Origin of the sequence: Halomonas sp. I5-271120 (assembly GCF_030553075.1) — a bacterium.
Classification (GTDB): Bacteria; Pseudomonadota; Gammaproteobacteria; order Pseudomonadales; family Halomonadaceae; genus Onishia; species Onishia taeanensis_A.
The window spans coordinates 3,523,826-3,538,924 of the sequence record NZ_CP130701.1 but is presented as its reverse complement, the minus strand read 5'-3'; the positions used below and the strand labels follow the sequence as shown (position 1 = coordinate 3,538,924).

The window sequence follows — 15,099 nt, the reverse complement described above, 5'->3', positions numbered from 1 at the left end:
GGTGACTCCTCAGCCCTTGTAGAGACGTGGATTGAGGACATCGCGCAGCCAGTCGCCCAGCAGGTTGATGACCAGCACGAGAATGACCAGCACCGCGCCCGGGATCAGGGTGATCCACCAGGAGCCCGACTGGATGTAGTCGAAGCCGGACTTGATCAACGAGCCAAGCGAGGGGTGCGTCTCCGGCATGCCGAGCCCGAGGAAGGACAGCGCGGCCTCGGAGATGATGGCGTTGGCGACCTGGACGGTAGAGATAACGAAGATCGGCGACAGGGTGTTGGGCAGGATGTGGCGGAACATGATCCGCCGACTCTTCAGGCCCATGACCCGAGCGGCATCGACGTATTCCTTGCTGCGCTCGGCCAGCACCGAGGCGCGCACGGTGCGGGCGTACTGCGGCCATTCGGCCAGGCCAATGATCAGCACCAGCAGCGGTACCGCGTACTCGCTGAAGGTGGCACCGCCGAAGATCGCCTTGACCAGAGCGCCCACGATGATCGCCACCATCAGGGTCGAGAAGGACAGCTGGATATCGGCCAGGCGCATCAGAAAGGCATCCACGCGGCCGCCCAGGTAACCGGCCATCAGGCCGAAGCTGACGCCGATGGCGGCCTGCATCAGTACCGCGCCAAAGCCGATGATCAGCGAGACCCGCGCACCATAGAGAATGGTCGACAGCAGGTCACGCCCCTGAGCATCGGTGCCCATCAGGTACTGGGGATCGGCGCCGTCGATCCAGAAGGGAGGAAGCTCCGAGGCCAGGATATCGATCTGGGCGAGATCATAGGGGTTGGCCGGCGCCAGCCAGGGGGCGAACACGGCGGCGATGATCAGCACCGCGAAGAGCACCAGACTCAGCTGGGCCACCAGGTCGCGCTTGAAGCTATAGAGCAGGTAGGAATCGCGAAAGCGTGCCCACCTGCCGGGAACGATTGTGTCACTCATGGCGTTCTCTCTCATGGCAGTCGGGCTCAGGCGGGCTTGCCGGTGAGCTTGACGGTGGGGTTGACCAGGCCGTAAATCAGGTCGACCAGGGTGTTGGTGATCACGAAGATCAGGCCGACGATCATTAGATAGGTGACGATCAGCGGAATATCCGAGCGCTCGATGGCATCGAGGAACATCAGCCCCATACCCGGCCACTGGAAGACCGTCTCGGTGAGGATGGTGTAGGCCACTAGAGTGCCGATCTGCACCCCACCCACGGTAATCACCGGCAGCATGGTGTTCTTCAGCGCATGCACGAAGTAGACGCGGCGCAGTGAGATGCCTTTGGCACGCGCGAACTTCACGTATTCGGACTGCAATACCTCGAGCATTTCGGCCCGAATCAGACGAATGAACAGGGGCAGCATGATCGAGGCCAGCGAGATGGCCGGAAGCACCAGGTAGGTCAGGCCTTCAAGAGAGCTGAAGTTGGTGTCCCAGGTACCAAACACATGCACCGGGTTGCCGCGGCCATAGGCGGGCATGCCCCCGTCTGTTGACAGCAGATCGTTGAGCCAGGCGCCCCAGGCCGTGTCGACGGGGAAGGGCGTGAACTCGACGCCGATGGCAAACAGCTGGATCAGCACGATGGCGGTCAGAAACACCGGGATTGAGATACCGACAATCGACACGCCCATGAAGGCCCGCGACAGCCAGGCTCGGGGCTTGATGGCGCTGTACACGCCGACCGGCACTGACAGCAGCACGATCAGGAAGGTGGTCGCCGCTACCAGCTCCAGGGTGGCGGGGAGGTGGCGCATGATCACCTGAGTGGTCGGCTCGTTGAAGATGTACGAATAGCCGAAGTCGAATTGGGCGGCGTTCTTGGCGAAACGCAGATACTGGACGAAGAAGGGGTCGTTGAGCCCTAACTCCTCACGCAGCTCCGCGCGCTCGCTTTCGGGCACGGACTGTCCGACCATCTGCTGGATCGGGTCGCCCAGGTTGTCCTGGATGGCGAAGCTGATCACGCTGATGACAAACATCACCAGGAAGGCGTGGAACAGTCGCTTGATCAGAAAGGCAATCATGGATTGCGTCCTGTAGGCATGCGGTCGTTAGCGCACGGCCACAAGGGCCGTACGATGACAACGGGATCGGCAAACGCCGGCCCGACGCGGGCCGGCACGGGAGGCGAGGGTTATTCCTCGATCACCAGGTCCCCGATATAGGGGAAGTTCATGACGTTGAGGATCGGCTCGATATCGACGTTTTTCGCCGAGGCCCAGGCCAGATCTTGCCAGTGCAGCGGAATGAAGGCGGCATCGTCGTATAGCGCCTTCTCCACGGCCTGGAGCATCTCGGCACGCTTCTCTAGGTCGACCTCGACGTTGGCCTCGGATACCAGGGCATCGAGCTCCGGATTGCAGTAGTTGCTGGCGTTGTACTGGCCAGCACCGGTCTCGGCATCCGGGCACTCGGTGAGATACTGGTAGAAGTTCGCAGAGTCCTCGGTGTCTGCGTGCCAGCCGATCATCATCATGTCGGCGGCGCGGTCGTCGAACTCGCCCCAGTACTGAGCCTTGGGCAGGGTCTTCAGATCGACGGTCACGTTGATGCGAGCCAGCATGGCAGCCACGGCCTGGGCGATCTTGGCATCGTTCACGTAGCGGTTGTTGGGCGCCATCATGGTGATGCTGAAGCCGTCCTCATAGCCTGCCTCGGCCATCAGCTCCTTGGCCTTCTCCACGTCATAGCGTGGGCTCAGCTCATCGTTATGGCCGGCATAGCCAGCCGGTGAAAGCTGAGCCGCCGGGGTGGCGAAGCCTTTCATCAGGCGGTCGGCGATGCCTTTCTGGTTGATAGCATAAGCAAATGCCTGACGCACGCGGGGGTCCTTGAACGCCTCGACGCGATTCTCGTCCATGTGGAAGATGATGATCCGGGTGCCGGACATGGTTACCAACTGGACGTCTTCGTCGTCGCGGATGCGGTCCAGGTCGTTAGGCGGTACCGGGGCGATGAAGTCGACGTCGCCGGAGAGCAGGGCGGCGACACGCGTGGCGTTTTCGCCAATCGGGGTCAGCACGACGTTGTCGACGTTGCCCGGGGAGGATTCGTCCCAATAGTCATCGTTACGCTCGAAGTCGATGCGCACGCCCTGCTGGCGATTGGAGACCTCGAAGGGACCGGTGCCGGAGAGATGGCGAGAGGCGTAGGAGTTGCCGTTCTTGACGATTTCGTCCTTGGGGTCGCCGTCTTCGTCCGTGCCGCTGTAGAACTGGCTGTCCAGCGGGAAGATGTAGGTCGCGAGGTTCAGCAGCAGCGGGTAGGGCTCGGTGGTGGTGAACTCGATGGTGGTGTCATCGATCGCCGTCACGCTCTCGACCGGCTCGAAGATCGCCTTGAAGTCGGGACTCTGTTTCAGGCGCTCGACAGTGAAGACCACGTCATCGGCGGTAAAGCTGTTGCCGCTGTGGAAGGTCACGCCCTCACGCAGCGTCATGCGCATGGTGGTGTCGTCGACCTGCTCCCACGAAGTGGCAAGACGGGGCTCGAACTCAAGATCCTTGGTCCAGCGCACCAGAGGGTCGAAGGTCATGTGCGACAACTGCAGGATACCGCCGGAGAGCTGCTCGTGGATGTCCAACGACACCGGGTCGGCGTCATAGGCCATGCGCAGGGTGTTTTCCGCACTGGCAGTCGCGGGCAGCAGGGCAGCACCCACGGCGGTGGCCCCGATTACGGTGGCCAGCAGAGTTTTTCGAAAGATCATGTAGGTCCCCAATTGTGGTTGTTATCGACTGTGTTATGCCGTTGTTATGCAGCCTCGCGGGGAGCGAGGACTCTAAACACCTTAGACAGTCGTTTGAGGGCCAGACAATCGAAATTATGACAGGCGTCATTCGCTGGCTGAATCAGCCAGCGATTGAGAGGAAGCAGGACAGGGGCTTCAATCAGCCTGATCGGCAGGCACCAGGCGGTCGACACGATACAGCTGCGGTACCTGATCGAGGCCCTCGACGGTGCACTCGAGGTCGGTCACGCGACCATCACTCAAGCCGTAGACCCAGCCGTGGACGGCCAACGGTTGCCCACGCTGCCAGGCGCGCTGGATGATCTTGGTGCGACAGAGGTTGTCGACCTGCGCCTTGACGTTGAGCTCGCACATGCGGTCGACCTGCTCCTCGAGGGGAAGCGCCTCCAGGGTTTTACGGTGACGGCTGTATAGCTCCCGTACACTGTGCAGCCAATAATCGACGATGCCGCATTCACCACCGGTCATAGCAGCCTTGATGCCCCCGCAGCCGTAATGACCCACGATCATGATGTGCTTGACCTTGAGCACATCGACCGCGAACTGCACCACGGATAGGGCGTTCATATCGTTGTGATGCAACAGGTTGGCGACATTGCGGTGAACGAAGACTTCGCCCGGTGGCAGATCGATGATTTGGTTGGCCGGTACGCGGGAATCCGAGCAGCCGATCCAAAGATAGTCGGGGTTCTGTTGGTCGGAGAGCCGCGCAAAGAACTCGGGGTCCTCTTTCTGAACGCTCTCGGCCCATTCGCGATTGCGCTCCAGTAGTTTCTTCATCTCATTCATCATCGTCGAACCCTCATCGATGCGGCTGCTGTATAGGGCGCGTCTTTTACCCTGTGATGCCATGGCGGTCAACGCAGGACCTCCCGGCACCTGTTCATCACTGTTATCATCCCTGCATCGCTTTTATGCTTCCAGTATTCAGGAGAACATCGTGTCCCAGTTCGATTACGACCTCTTCGTCATTGGCGCAGGGTCTGGCGGCGTTCGCGCCGCTCGTACGGCCGCGGCTGCCGGTGCCCGTGTTGCTATCGCGGAAGACCGCTATCTCGGCGGTACCTGCGTCAATGTGGGCTGCGTACCCAAGAAGCTTTACTCCTACGCGGCGCACTTCCAGGAAGCCTTTCACGATAGTGCCGGCTTCGGCTGGCAGCTGCCACAAGCTCCGCGCTTCGACTGGGCGACCCTGCGCGACAACAAGATCGAGGAGATCAAGCGCCTTAACGGTATCTATGGTCGCCTGCTCGATAATGCCGACGTACGCCTGATCAATGGCCGCGCCACGGTGACCGATGCCAACCACGTGGAAGTTAACGGCGAGACCTTCAGCAGCGAGAAGATCCTCGTCGCCACCGGTGGCTGGCCATGGGTACCGGATTTCCCGGGCAACGAGCATGTGCTCAATTCCAATCAGGTCTTCGATCTCGATCGTTTTCCCGAGCGTTTCCTGGTCCTCGGCGGCGGCTATATCGCGGTTGAGTTCGCCAGCATCTTCAACGGCCTGGGCAGCGAGTCCCATCTGGTCTATCGCAGCGGGCTCTTCCTGCGCGGCTTCGATCATGAGGTTCGCGAGTTCACCCGCGATGAGATGGCCAAGAAGGGCGTTAACCTGCACTTCGAGACCAATATCGAACGTATCGATGCTCAAGGGGACGCCTACCTGGTGACTCTGACCAATGGCGAGACGCTCGAAGTCGACGCCGTGCTGTCGGCCACCGGGCGCAAGCCTCACCTCGAAGGCCTGGGGCTCGATAAGCTCGACATCGCACTCGACCGGGACGGCAAGATCGCTGTCAATGAACGCTTCGAGACCTCGACGCCATCGATCCTGGCGCTGGGCGACGTCATCAGCGGTCCGGAGCTCACACCGGTCGCGCTGGAAGAAGCCATGCAGCTCGTTCAGCATCACTTCGGCGACAGCACGCCCAAGCCCCTGGATTACCCAAGCATCGCAACGGCGGTGTTCTGTCATCCCAACATCGGCACCGTCGGGCTCTCCGAAGAGGAAGCACGTGCCGAGTATGCGGCGATTCGCGTCTATGCCGCCGACTTCAAGCCGATGAAGCATACCCTGTCCGGAAGCGACGAGCGTTGCCTGATGAAGCTGATCGTTGATGATGCAAGCGACCGTGTGCTCGGTGCTCATATGGTGGGCGAAGAGGCAGGCGAGCTGATTCAGGGCATCGCCATCGCCGTGCGTGCAGGCCTGACCAAGGCTGATTTCGACGCCACCGTGGGCATTCACCCCACTGGCGCCGAGGAATTCGTCACCATGCGCAGCGTGACACGCACCTGATCCATGACGCTCATATGATCCGCGCGCACCATCACTGATGGGTGCGCCATGACCTGGGCCATCCCGAACGCGGGATGGCCTTTTTGTATGTCGACGTTGAACCTGTCTCTGCTGAGCTGGGCTAAACTGGATCAGTATGTCTACATGCTGGCAGGCCGCGCCATGCAGGGCTTGCCGCGCGGTCATAATCTTAAATTATGGATTTTGCGCATCGTGATAAAGGCCCCTTTGATCTGGTCATAACCCTTTGTTATGATTATGCGCAAATTCGCCAATAGCGAAGCATATCTATGAACGTATCGACGCAGCCTTTCACGACCTCCGCCGAACTGGCACGCCCAAGCGTTGCCGATGCCGTGGTGGGCAATGCCAAGACATCGCTGTTCATCCGCAAGCCGAACCCCGATGACGGCTGGGGCATCTACGAGCTCGTCAAGGCCTGCCCGCCGCTAGACGTCAATTCCGCCTATGCCTACCTGCTGCTGGCCACCCAGTTCCGCGACAGCTGTGCCGTTGCGACCAACGAAGAGGGCGAGATCGTTGGCTTCGTGTCCGGCTACGTGAAGAGCAATGCGTCGGATACCTACTTTCTGTGGCAGGTCGCCGTGGGTGAGAAGGCGCGCGGCACGGGCCTTGCCCGTCGCCTGGTGGAAGCCGTGATGAGCCGTCCTGAGCTTGTCGATGTGCGCCACCTCGAGACGACCATCACCCCGGACAATGCCGCGTCCTGGGGCCTCTTTACCCGCTTGGCAGATCGCTGGCAGGCACCGCTCAACAGCCGGGAATATTTCTCCACTGACCAGCTCGGTGGCGAACACGATCCCGAAAACCTCGTACGTATCGGCCCCTTCCAGCCCGATCGTATCTAAGTTTCCGCGCACATTTCGGTAACAGCCTGCTGGGATCATTGGCAGCGGGCTGATTGCTTTCGCGTCCAGATTTTTTCTTTCCTCACTATTTACTCGGTATTTATCACAAGGAGGTCAACATGCAGACCCAGATTTTCGAACAGATGGAATCAGAAGTTCGCACGTATTCGCGCTCTTTCCCGGTCGTGCTGACCAAGGCGCAGGGCGCACGCCTGACGGATGAAGACGGCAAGGTGTATATCGACTTCCTGGCCGGTGCCGGCACACTTAACTATGGGCACAACCACCCGAAGCTCAAGAAAGCCATGCTGGAATACCTGGCCGATGACGGCATCGTTCACGGTCTGGACATGTGGACCAAGGCCAAGCGTGAGTACCTCGAAACCCTCGATGAGCTTATCCTCAAGCCGCGCGGTCTCGACTATAAGATTCACCTGCCGGGGCCGACCGGCACCAACGCCGTCGAGGCGGCGATTCGCCTGGCACGCGTGGCCACCGGCCGCCACAACATCGTAACCTTCACCAACGGTTTCCACGGCGTCACCATGGGCGCGCTGGCTACCACCGGTAACCGCAAGTTCCGTGAAGCGACCGGCGGCATTCCGACACAGGGCGCCGCCTTCCTGCCCTTCGACGGATACCTCGGTGAAGGCGTCGACACCCTCGATTACTTCGAGAAAATGCTGGGTGACAACTCCAGCGGCCTGGATATTCCTGCCGCCGTCATCATCGAGACCGTGCAGGGGGAGGGGGGTATCAACCCCGCGGGCATCGAGTGGCTCAAGCGCCTCGAACAGATCTGCCGTGACCATCACATCCTGCTGATCGTCGACGACATCCAGGCTGGCTGTGGCCGTACCGGCAAGTTCTTCAGCTTCGAGCACGCTGGCCTCAAGCCGGACATCGTCTGCAACTCCAAGTCACTGTCCGGTTTCGGCCTGCCGTTCGCCCATGTGCTGATGCGCCCCGAGCTCGATAAGTGGAAACCCGGCCAGTACAACGGCACCTTCCGTGGCTTCAACCTGGCTTTCGCTACCGCCACCGCTGCAATGCGTGAATTCTGGAGCGACGACAAGCTTGAGCGTGACGTGACCCGCAAGGGCCGCATCGTCGAACAGCGCTTCCAGGAGCTGGCAGCGTGGCTGACCGAGAAGGGCATCCCGGCCTCCGAGCGCGGCCGTGGCCTGATGCGTGCCCTGGACGTGGGTACCGGTGACATCGCCGACAAGATCACTGAAGAAGCCTTCAAGCGCGGCCTGATCATCGAGACCAGTGGCCATGACGGCCAGGCCATCAAGTGCCTGTGCCCGCTGACCATCAGCGACGAAGATTTGCTGGAAGGGCTGGACATCGTCGAAGCCAGCATCAAGCATGTATTTGGGTAAGTCGACGCCGGCCACCCGATAGCATGATGGCAGCGCCACGGGAACCCGGCGATACCGGGTTCCTGATCAGTATTCCAACAGAGGAAGTTCGCAATGATCGTTCGCAATCTCGAAGAAGCGCGCAAGACAGATCGTCTGGTGAAAGCCGAAAACGGTAACTGGGATAGCACTCGTCTCTCGCTGGCCGACGACGGCGGCAAATGCTCCTTCCACATTACCCGCATTTTCGAAGGCACCGAGACCCACATCCACTACAAGAACCACTTCGAAGCCGTTTACTGCATCGAAGGGGAAGGTGAAGTTGAGACCCTGGCCGATGGCAAGATCTGGCCGATCAAGCCAGGCGATATCTACATCCTCGACCAGCATGACGATCATCTGCTGCGTGCCAGCAAGACCATGCATCTCGCCTGTGTCTTCACGCCGGGCCTGACCGGCAATGAAGTGCATCGCGAAGATGGCTCTTACGCTGCGCCGGACGACAACAGCTGATCAGCTGTTAGCCCGTGTACTAGACGTGCCTATACGGCATGCATGAAAAAAGCCCCGATGAGTGAATCATCGGGGCTTTTTGGTTTCTAGCCATCGAGTCGACCGGGCCGGGTTAGGTCGGTCCGCGCTTGATCCATCTGCGATTGAGGGAAAGCTCAGGGCGCCTTATCGAAAGACAGAGTCACTTCGCCAAGGGTCACGCCGAACTTCGACATGTTGGTCCGGTTGATCAGGCGGCCATCCGGCTGCAGATACATCCAGTCGTCCATAGTGAAGGTCAGGTTCCGGCCGCCCACAACAACTTCCAGCGGATAGTTCATGTGGAAAACATGGCCATACTGCGTTGCCTCCACGTCGCCCTCGACGTCGCTGGCCTGGCCAACCCAGCGATGCTCGTCGACGCGCTCGAAGGTCCAGACGCGGCGGTCGGTTTCGCCATTGGCATACTGGAAGCGTTCATCAAGGGTCAGCGTATCTCCCTCGACGGTGCCGATGATGTCTACGGTAAAACGCCGCTGCACTTCGCCTGAGTAGTCCTGAACCATGCCCCAGGCACGGGTATCGCCTTCGAAATACTTGGCAATATCCAGCCTCGGCTCGCTACCCGCATAATCCTCGACGTCCACGCCGGCACAGCCCGTCAGGGCAAGGCCGAGAAACGCAAACGCCCAAAGGTGGTATCGCTTGGCAAGATGACGCATGCATTCCTCCTGATATAAAAGGTCATGGCGTTGAGAGTCGTGCCATGGCGGCGAGTTCAGTGGCAAACGTAAAAGAAGGGCGGTTGCGCTACTGACTCAGGACGGCGCAACATCGGATATCGAGACCGGAAGCGCTGCGGCCCTCGCTTTACTCAACGCTGGGGACCCGATGACCTGATTAGAACTGCGGTGCGTCGAAACCGGCGGGTTCATCGGTATAGACGCATACGTTGGCGTCTTCGATGTCGCCATCCGGAGATTCCACCTGCGACTGGAAAAACGCCTGGATTTCATGGCGCTGGCAGTGTGCTTCAAAGGCTTCACGATTGGCCCAGACTTCATGGAACACGATCGGATAACTTTCCCCCTGAGCAAAGGGGCTCTCGATCTGACGCGTCACCGTGTAGCGCAGACAGGCATCTTCACGGTGCGCATTGGGTTCAAGGCCCTGTAGCGCCTTGAATGCGGCATCTTCGCGGCCGGGCTTGGGCTTGAAACTGGCGATGCAATAGATCTTCTGTGACATACGTGACTCCTGGAGTATGAAACCGGACACCGACGCTCCCAGCCGCTGATAGCCGCCGGAAATCAACCTACGGGTGTTATACCAGAAATGCTATAACGACCGGCCTAGCTTAATTGCTGGGCAAACCTGATGAAACATGGCCGCGCACGGCATATCTGGCCTGAAACCCGCTTAAAATGCCGCGTCTTCCTCGGCGATTATGCCGTCACGCTTGAGCTGACCCTCGATCATGGCAAAGTCGGCCCGTGCAGCGGATATCTTCTTGATATGGGCCTGACGGTTGTTGCCGTCATCTTCTTCCCATGCCTTTTCGGCGAGCTCCAGCGCTTCCTTGGCCTTGGCCAGGTCATGCAGGGAATATTCAGCGCTCATCGTTAGTCTCCTGTTATGAAAGCCGCGAACGGTAGCACTTGCTGCCACGAGTGTCGATTTGACTGGCAAGCGAGGCCTCAAAGCAGACGAGAAGCCCGTATCCAGTCAGCCACCAAGGTTACAGTGGTCGCCGATCTATAGCTTAGGCGGTCGGCAAGCCTGTCACTCATGACTTGGCGCCACAGCCACCCAACCGAACACTTCGCATAATATATATTATGTTAAATTGAATATGCGGATTCAAGGAAACTCGAAACTATTGTTCCCTTTTTGCTGTAGGTGGCTGGCCATTTGGTCGTCATACTTACATCATTGGACTCTTATAACATCTTCCCTGTGCCGCCTCGATGCCTTATGGCGTAGCGGGCATGGTTCTTGTCGACGCTTCTCGGGAACAAGCTATGAAAACCACAATACGTCTCGTCATTGTCGTCATCGTACTGACGGTGGCTCTGGGCAGCATTTTCGGGTGGAAGTACCTGAAAATGCAGGAAATGGGAGCAAAGAACTCACAAGCCCAACCACCGTCGCCCGTCGAAGCGGTCACCATTGAATCTCAATCCTGGCGCCCGGGGTTGAGCTCTGTCGGCTCCCTGCGCGCCATCAACGGTGTCGAAGTGGCCAACGAAGTGGCCGGCGTCGTCAGTGAGGTGGCCTTCGAGTCGGGTCAAAGCGTCAGCAAAGGCGATGTGCTGATTCGCCTCGAAGACAGCGTCGACCAAGCCGCGCTTGCCGCGCTGGAAGCACAGGCGCAGCTCGCCAACGAGACCTACCAGCGGTATTCCAACCTGCTGCCGCGTAACGCAGTGTCCCAGTCTCAGTTCGACGAAGCCCGAGCCAACTATCAGGCTGCCCGTGCCGATGCCGAACAGCAGCGCGCTCAGCTCAACAAGAAAACCATCCGCGCCCCCTTCGACGGCGTTGTTGGCCTGCGCCAGGTCGACCTGGGCGAATATATTGCCGTCGGCACACCGATTGTCGACCTGAACATGCTCGACCCGATCCACGTCGACTACAGCGTGCCGGAACGCGCACTGGACCAAGTGGCTGCAGGCCGCGGCATCGAGCTGACGGTCGCTGCGTATCCTGAGCGCGTCTTCGAGGGCGAGATTCTGGCCATCGCGCCCTCGATCAATGAATCGAGCCGTACGCTCAATGTCCGTGCCCAGCTCGAGAACGCCGACGGCGCGCTGCACCCGGGCATGTTCGCCGAGGTCAGTACGCTGTCGGCCGATACCCGTGATGTCCTCACCCTCCCCCGTACGGCGCTGTCCTTCAATACTTACGGCGACTTCGTGTTTCGGATCGTCGAGAATGATCAGGGCCAGACCGTCGCGTCCCGACAGCAAGTGACGACGGGCAGCACCCGGGGCGATGTCGTCGAGATTACCGACGGCCTCTCTGAAGGCGATCAGGTCGTGGCTACTGGCCTTCTGCGCCTGCGCGATGGCCAGCCGGTCAAGGTGGCCAAGCAGGATGCGCCCGAGCCGCAGGCGACGAATGCTGATGAGGAGGCGCAGGGCTGATGAAATTCACCGATATCTTCATCCGGCGACCGGTGCTCGCCACCGTGATCAGCCTGCTGATCCTGCTGGTTGGCGTGAGGGCTGCCATGGATATGGAGGTTCGCCAGTATCCGGAGCTTGAAAGCACCGTGATCACGGTGACGACGTCCTATCCGGGGGCCAGCTCTGAACTGGTGCAAGGCTTCGTGACCACGCCCTTGCAACAGGCCGTTGCCGAAGCCAATGGCATCGACTTCATCGAATCGACCAGTATTCAGGGTTCCTCGACCATCGAAGTCAACATGGAGCTCAACTACGATGCCAATGCTGCTCTGGCCGAAGTACAGGCCAAAGTGGCCAGCCAACGCAGCGTACTGCCAAGCTCCGCTGAAAGCCCGGTCATCGAGTCATCGACCGGTGACAGCACCGCGCTGATGTATCTGGCGTTCTATTCAGAGCGCATGGAAGTGCCGCGTATTACCGATTACCTGACGCGCGTGGTGCAGCCCAAGCTTCAGGCGCTGCCTGGGGTCGCCAAGGCACGCAGCTTCGGCCAGAGCATGGCCATGCGCATCTGGCTCGACCCGCAGCGCATGGCGGCCTTGAACGTCAGCCCCAGCCAAGTCATCGATGTCCTGCAAAACAATAACTACCAGGCCGGGGTCGGCAAGACCCGCAGCGAGTTCGTGGTCATCAATTTGACCACCGATACCGACATCACCGATCCCAGTCAGTTTGAGGACCTGGTGGTGCGTAACGATGGCGGCGACCTGGTGCGCCTGAGAGACGTGGCGCGTACCGAACTGGGTGCCGAAAACTATAACAGTACCGCCTGGTACAGCGGGACGCCCTCTACCTTCATGGCCATCGAGCAGGCGCCCGGTGCCAACCCGCTGGATGTCGCCACGGCCGTTCGCGACACCCTCCCGGAAATCCGCCGCCAGCTGCCGGCGGGCCTCAAGGTCGTGCTGCCCTACGATGCCTCGGAGTTCATCGATGATTCCATCAATGAAGTGGTCAAAACCCTGCTCGAAGCCCTTCTGATCGTATTGGTGGTGATCTTCCTGTCGCTCGGTTCGTTCCGCGCGGCTTTGGTTCCTGCGGTAGCGGTGCCGCTGTCGTTGATCGGTTCGGCATTCGTGATGCTGGTGCTGGGCTTTTCGCTCAACCTGCTCACGCTTCTCTCGATGGTACTGGCCATCGGCTTGGTGGTGGATGACGCCATCATCGTGGTCGAAAACGTACACCGACATATCGAGGCCGGCGAATCCCGTTTCGATGCGGCCATCAACGGCGCACGGGAGATGGCGGTGCCAATCATCGCCATGACTACCACTCTGGTGGCGGTCTACGCCCCGATTGGTTTCATGGGCGGCCTGGTCGGCTCACTGTTCACGGAATTTGCGTTTACCCTGGCAGGTGCCGTGGTCATTTCGGGCATCGTCGCCCTGACGTTATCACCGATGCTGTCTGGCAAGGTGCTGAAGTCTCACGGAAAATCATCGCGCTTCGAAAAAGGCGTCGAGTCTACCTTCGATGGCTTGTCCAACGGCTATCGAGGGCTTCTGACACGCACCCTCGAAACCGTGTCGGTGCCGGTGGTGTTCGCCACGGTGGTTCTGGCCTCGATCTACTTCATGTTCATCACCAGCCAGAACGAACTGGCTCCGACGGAAGATCAGGGCATTATCTTCTTCCAGGGCACCGCACCGCAGACGGGCACCCTCGAGTACCTGGAGCGCTATGCCAATGACATCCAGGCCCGAGTGGAAGGCATCGACGGCTACAAAGAGTCGTTCATGATCCTCGGCGGCACCAGCGCCGACACTGTGTTTGGTGGTTTCAAGATGGCGCCCTGGAGCGAACGGGATGTCTCGCAGATGGAGGTCATGCCCCAGCTGCAAGGCGCCCTTTCCCAGGTGACCGGCTTGCAGACTGCCGCCTTCGCGCGTCCTTCCCTGCCCGGCTCCAGTGGCGGCTTGCCGGTTCAGTTCGTGCTGACGACCGGCAACAGCTATGAAGAACTCAACGCCATCGCCGATGATCTGCTCGGACAGGCCATGGGCAGCGGCAACTTTGCCTTCCTGCGCAAGTCGATCGACTTCAACCGCCCCAACACCCGTATCCTTGTCGATCGTGATCGGGTGGCGGATATCGGCCTGACCATGGCCGATGTCGGCCAGGCGCTGTCGACGCTGCTCGGTGAAGGCTTCACCAACCGGTTCAGCATGGACGGACGCAGCTACAAGGTCATTCCTCAGGTCGAGCAGCAATACCGTCTCGACGCCTCGATGATCGACAACTACTACATCGAAGCCGATTCCGGGGAGCAGGTGCCGCTTGGTAATCTGGTGCGCTTCGAGGACAGCGTGGAACCCTCTAAACGCAGCCAGTTCCAGCAGTTGAACTCGGTCATCCTCGAGGGCGTACCGCGCCCCGGTGTGACGCTCGGCGATGCTCTTGGCTGGCTCAACCAGACAGCCGCCGAGAGCCTGCCTCCGGCTTACTCGGTCGACTACAAGGGGGAATCACGGCAGCTGATGAATCAGGGCAGCGCCCTGATATTGACCTTCTTCCTGTCGCTGATCGTCATCTACCTGGTGCTGGCCGCACAGTTCGAGAGCTGGCGTGATCCTCTGATCATCCTGGTCTCGGTACCGATGTCGGTAGCCGGCGCCATGACGTTCATCACCCTCGGGGTCTCGAGCCTGAATATATACACCCAGGTGGGCCTGATCACCCTGATCGGGGTCGTGGCCAAGAATGGCATCCTGATCGTCGAATTTGCCAACCAGTTGCAGCATGAGGAGGGGCTCAACAAGCGTGACGCGGTCATCGAAGCCTCGGCGATTCGCCTGCGCCCGATCGTGATGACGTCGGTAGCGCTGATCGTTGCCATGGTACCGTTGCTGATAGCCACTGGTGCTGGGGCGGTCAGCCGTTTCGATATCGGCTTGACCATCGCTTCCGGGCTTGGCATCGGCACTCTGTTCACCTTGTTCGTGCTGCCGGCGTTCTACCTGCTGCTGGCCCGCGATCACAATGCGGCCAAGGATGCCGGCGCCGAGGCAACGACAACGTCGTGAACGTGCAGGCACCGGGGTCCTCCCGGTGCCCACATGGCGAGTGCCTACATGGACAGTCTCGTCATCACTCCTTATCATCGCTGGACTCTTCTCGAAGCTCGCTGAGAGAAGTCTTA

The 15,099-nt window shown here is 59.9% G+C and carries 13 protein-coding genes; 6 read left to right on the top strand and 7 right to left on the bottom strand.

The genetic code is table 11. The features are described from left to right. Window positions 1-9 precede the first annotated feature (9 nt). From Q2K57_RS15935 to can, 4 genes are all read right to left on the bottom strand, one after another. A complete protein-coding gene (locus Q2K57_RS15935; RefSeq protein ID WP_112055303.1) occupies window positions 10-945 on the bottom strand; it encodes an ABC transporter permease in 936 nt (311 codons plus the stop codon). 26 nt (window positions 946-971) lie between these two features. Next, a complete protein-coding gene (locus Q2K57_RS15930; protein WP_304525655.1) occupies window positions 972-2,018 on the bottom strand; it encodes an ABC transporter permease in 1,047 nt (348 codons plus the stop codon). Window positions 2,019-2,128: 110 nt separating this feature from the next. Next, complete coding sequence (locus tag Q2K57_RS15925) at window positions 2,129-3,703, bottom strand: ABC transporter substrate-binding protein (RefSeq protein WP_304525654.1); 1,575 nt, start codon at window positions 3,701-3,703, stop codon at window positions 2,129-2,131. Between the two features lie 177 nt (window positions 3,704-3,880). After that, the gene (gene can, locus Q2K57_RS15920) at window positions 3,881-4,525 is read right to left on the bottom strand and encodes a carbonate dehydratase (RefSeq protein WP_369700274.1); all 645 of its coding nucleotides are present in this window, start codon (window positions 4,523-4,525) and stop codon (window positions 3,881-3,883) included. A 160-nt stretch (window positions 4,526-4,685) separates the two neighbouring features. Here can and gorA point away from each other — a divergent pair, with 160 nt between their 5' ends. The 4 genes from gorA to Q2K57_RS15900 all read left to right on the top strand — a co-directional run bounded on the left by gorA (window position 4,686) and on the right by Q2K57_RS15900 (window position 8,793). Then, the gene (gorA, locus tag Q2K57_RS15915; protein ID WP_304525653.1) at window positions 4,686-6,047 is read left to right on the top strand and encodes a glutathione-disulfide reductase; all 1,362 of its coding nucleotides are present in this window, start codon (window positions 4,686-4,688) and stop codon (window positions 6,045-6,047) included. A 290-nt stretch (window positions 6,048-6,337) separates the two neighbouring features. Then, window positions 6,338-6,916, top strand: coding sequence for a diaminobutyrate acetyltransferase (gene ectA, locus Q2K57_RS15910; protein ID WP_112055309.1), 579 nt, complete (start codon window positions 6,338-6,340; stop codon window positions 6,914-6,916). A gap of 119 nt (window positions 6,917-7,035) precedes the next feature. Beyond that, window positions 7,036-8,301: a diaminobutyrate--2-oxoglutarate transaminase gene (ectB, locus tag Q2K57_RS15905; protein WP_112055310.1), complete on the top strand. Its 1,266-nt coding sequence runs from the start codon at window positions 7,036-7,038 to the stop codon at window positions 8,299-8,301. A 93-nt stretch (window positions 8,302-8,394) separates the two neighbouring features. Continuing rightward, the gene (locus tag Q2K57_RS15900; protein WP_112055311.1) at window positions 8,395-8,793 is read left to right on the top strand and encodes an ectoine synthase; all 399 of its coding nucleotides are present in this window, start codon (window positions 8,395-8,397) and stop codon (window positions 8,791-8,793) included. A gap of 155 nt (window positions 8,794-8,948) precedes the next feature. Here Q2K57_RS15900 and Q2K57_RS15895 read toward each other — a convergent pair whose 3' ends face one another. From Q2K57_RS15895 to Q2K57_RS15885, 3 genes are all read right to left on the bottom strand, one after another. Beyond that, window positions 8,949-9,494: a DUF3833 domain-containing protein gene (locus tag Q2K57_RS15895; protein WP_304525652.1), complete on the bottom strand. Its 546-nt coding sequence runs from the start codon at window positions 9,492-9,494 to the stop codon at window positions 8,949-8,951. Window positions 9,495-9,672: 178 nt separating this feature from the next. Beyond that, entirely contained in the window at window positions 9,673-10,020 is a 348-nt protein-coding gene (locus Q2K57_RS15890) for a putative quinol monooxygenase (RefSeq protein ID WP_304525651.1), read from the bottom strand. A 171-nt stretch (window positions 10,021-10,191) separates the two neighbouring features. Next, complete coding sequence (locus tag Q2K57_RS15885; RefSeq protein ID WP_112055314.1) at window positions 10,192-10,392, bottom strand: hypothetical protein; 201 nt, start codon at window positions 10,390-10,392, stop codon at window positions 10,192-10,194. Window positions 10,393-10,793: 401 nt separating this feature from the next. Here Q2K57_RS15885 and Q2K57_RS15880 point away from each other — a divergent pair, with 401 nt between their 5' ends. Continuing rightward, window positions 10,794-11,918, top strand: coding sequence for an efflux RND transporter periplasmic adaptor subunit (locus Q2K57_RS15880; protein ID WP_112055315.1), 1,125 nt, complete (start codon window positions 10,794-10,796; stop codon window positions 11,916-11,918). Further along, window positions 11,918-14,983 (top strand): efflux RND transporter permease subunit, encoded by a 3,066-nt coding sequence (locus Q2K57_RS15875; protein ID WP_112055316.1) that lies wholly within the window; start codon window positions 11,918-11,920, stop codon window positions 14,981-14,983. The genes Q2K57_RS15880 and Q2K57_RS15875 overlap by 1 nt, the downstream gene beginning before the upstream one ends. Window positions 14,984-15,099: the final 116 nt, after the last annotated feature.

What these genes read in the sequence shown, in the direction of transcription:
- Q2K57_RS15935 (WP_112055303.1), bottom strand. Translation starts at nt 945, where the DNA reads ATGAGTGACACAATCGTTCCCGGCAGGTGGGCACGCTTTCGCGATTCC.
- Q2K57_RS15930 (WP_304525655.1), bottom strand. Translation starts at nt 2,018, where the DNA reads ATGATTGCCTTTCTGATCAAGCGACTGTTCCACGCCTTCCTGGTGATG.
- Q2K57_RS15925 (WP_304525654.1), bottom strand. Translation starts at nt 3,703, where the DNA reads ATGATCTTTCGAAAAACTCTGCTGGCCACCGTAATCGGGGCCACCGCC.
- can (WP_369700274.1), bottom strand. Translation starts at nt 4,525, where the DNA reads ATGAAGAAACTACTGGAGCGCAATCGCGAATGGGCCGAGAGCGTTCAG.
- ectA (WP_112055309.1), top strand. Translation starts at nt 6,338, where the DNA reads ATGAACGTATCGACGCAGCCTTTCACGACCTCCGCCGAACTGGCACGC.
- ectB (WP_112055310.1), top strand. Translation starts at nt 7,036, where the DNA reads ATGCAGACCCAGATTTTCGAACAGATGGAATCAGAAGTTCGCACGTAT.
- Q2K57_RS15900 (WP_112055311.1), top strand. Translation starts at nt 8,395, where the DNA reads ATGATCGTTCGCAATCTCGAAGAAGCGCGCAAGACAGATCGTCTGGTG.
- Q2K57_RS15895 (WP_304525652.1), bottom strand. Translation starts at nt 9,494, where the DNA reads ATGCGTCATCTTGCCAAGCGATACCACCTTTGGGCGTTTGCGTTTCTC.
- Q2K57_RS15890 (WP_304525651.1), bottom strand. Translation starts at nt 10,020, where the DNA reads ATGTCACAGAAGATCTATTGCATCGCCAGTTTCAAGCCCAAGCCCGGC.
- Q2K57_RS15885 (WP_112055314.1), bottom strand. Translation starts at nt 10,392, where the DNA reads ATGAGCGCTGAATATTCCCTGCATGACCTGGCCAAGGCCAAGGAAGCG.
- Q2K57_RS15880 (WP_112055315.1), top strand. Translation starts at nt 10,794, where the DNA reads ATGAAAACCACAATACGTCTCGTCATTGTCGTCATCGTACTGACGGTG.
- Q2K57_RS15875 (WP_112055316.1), top strand. Translation starts at nt 11,918, where the DNA reads ATGAAATTCACCGATATCTTCATCCGGCGACCGGTGCTCGCCACCGTG.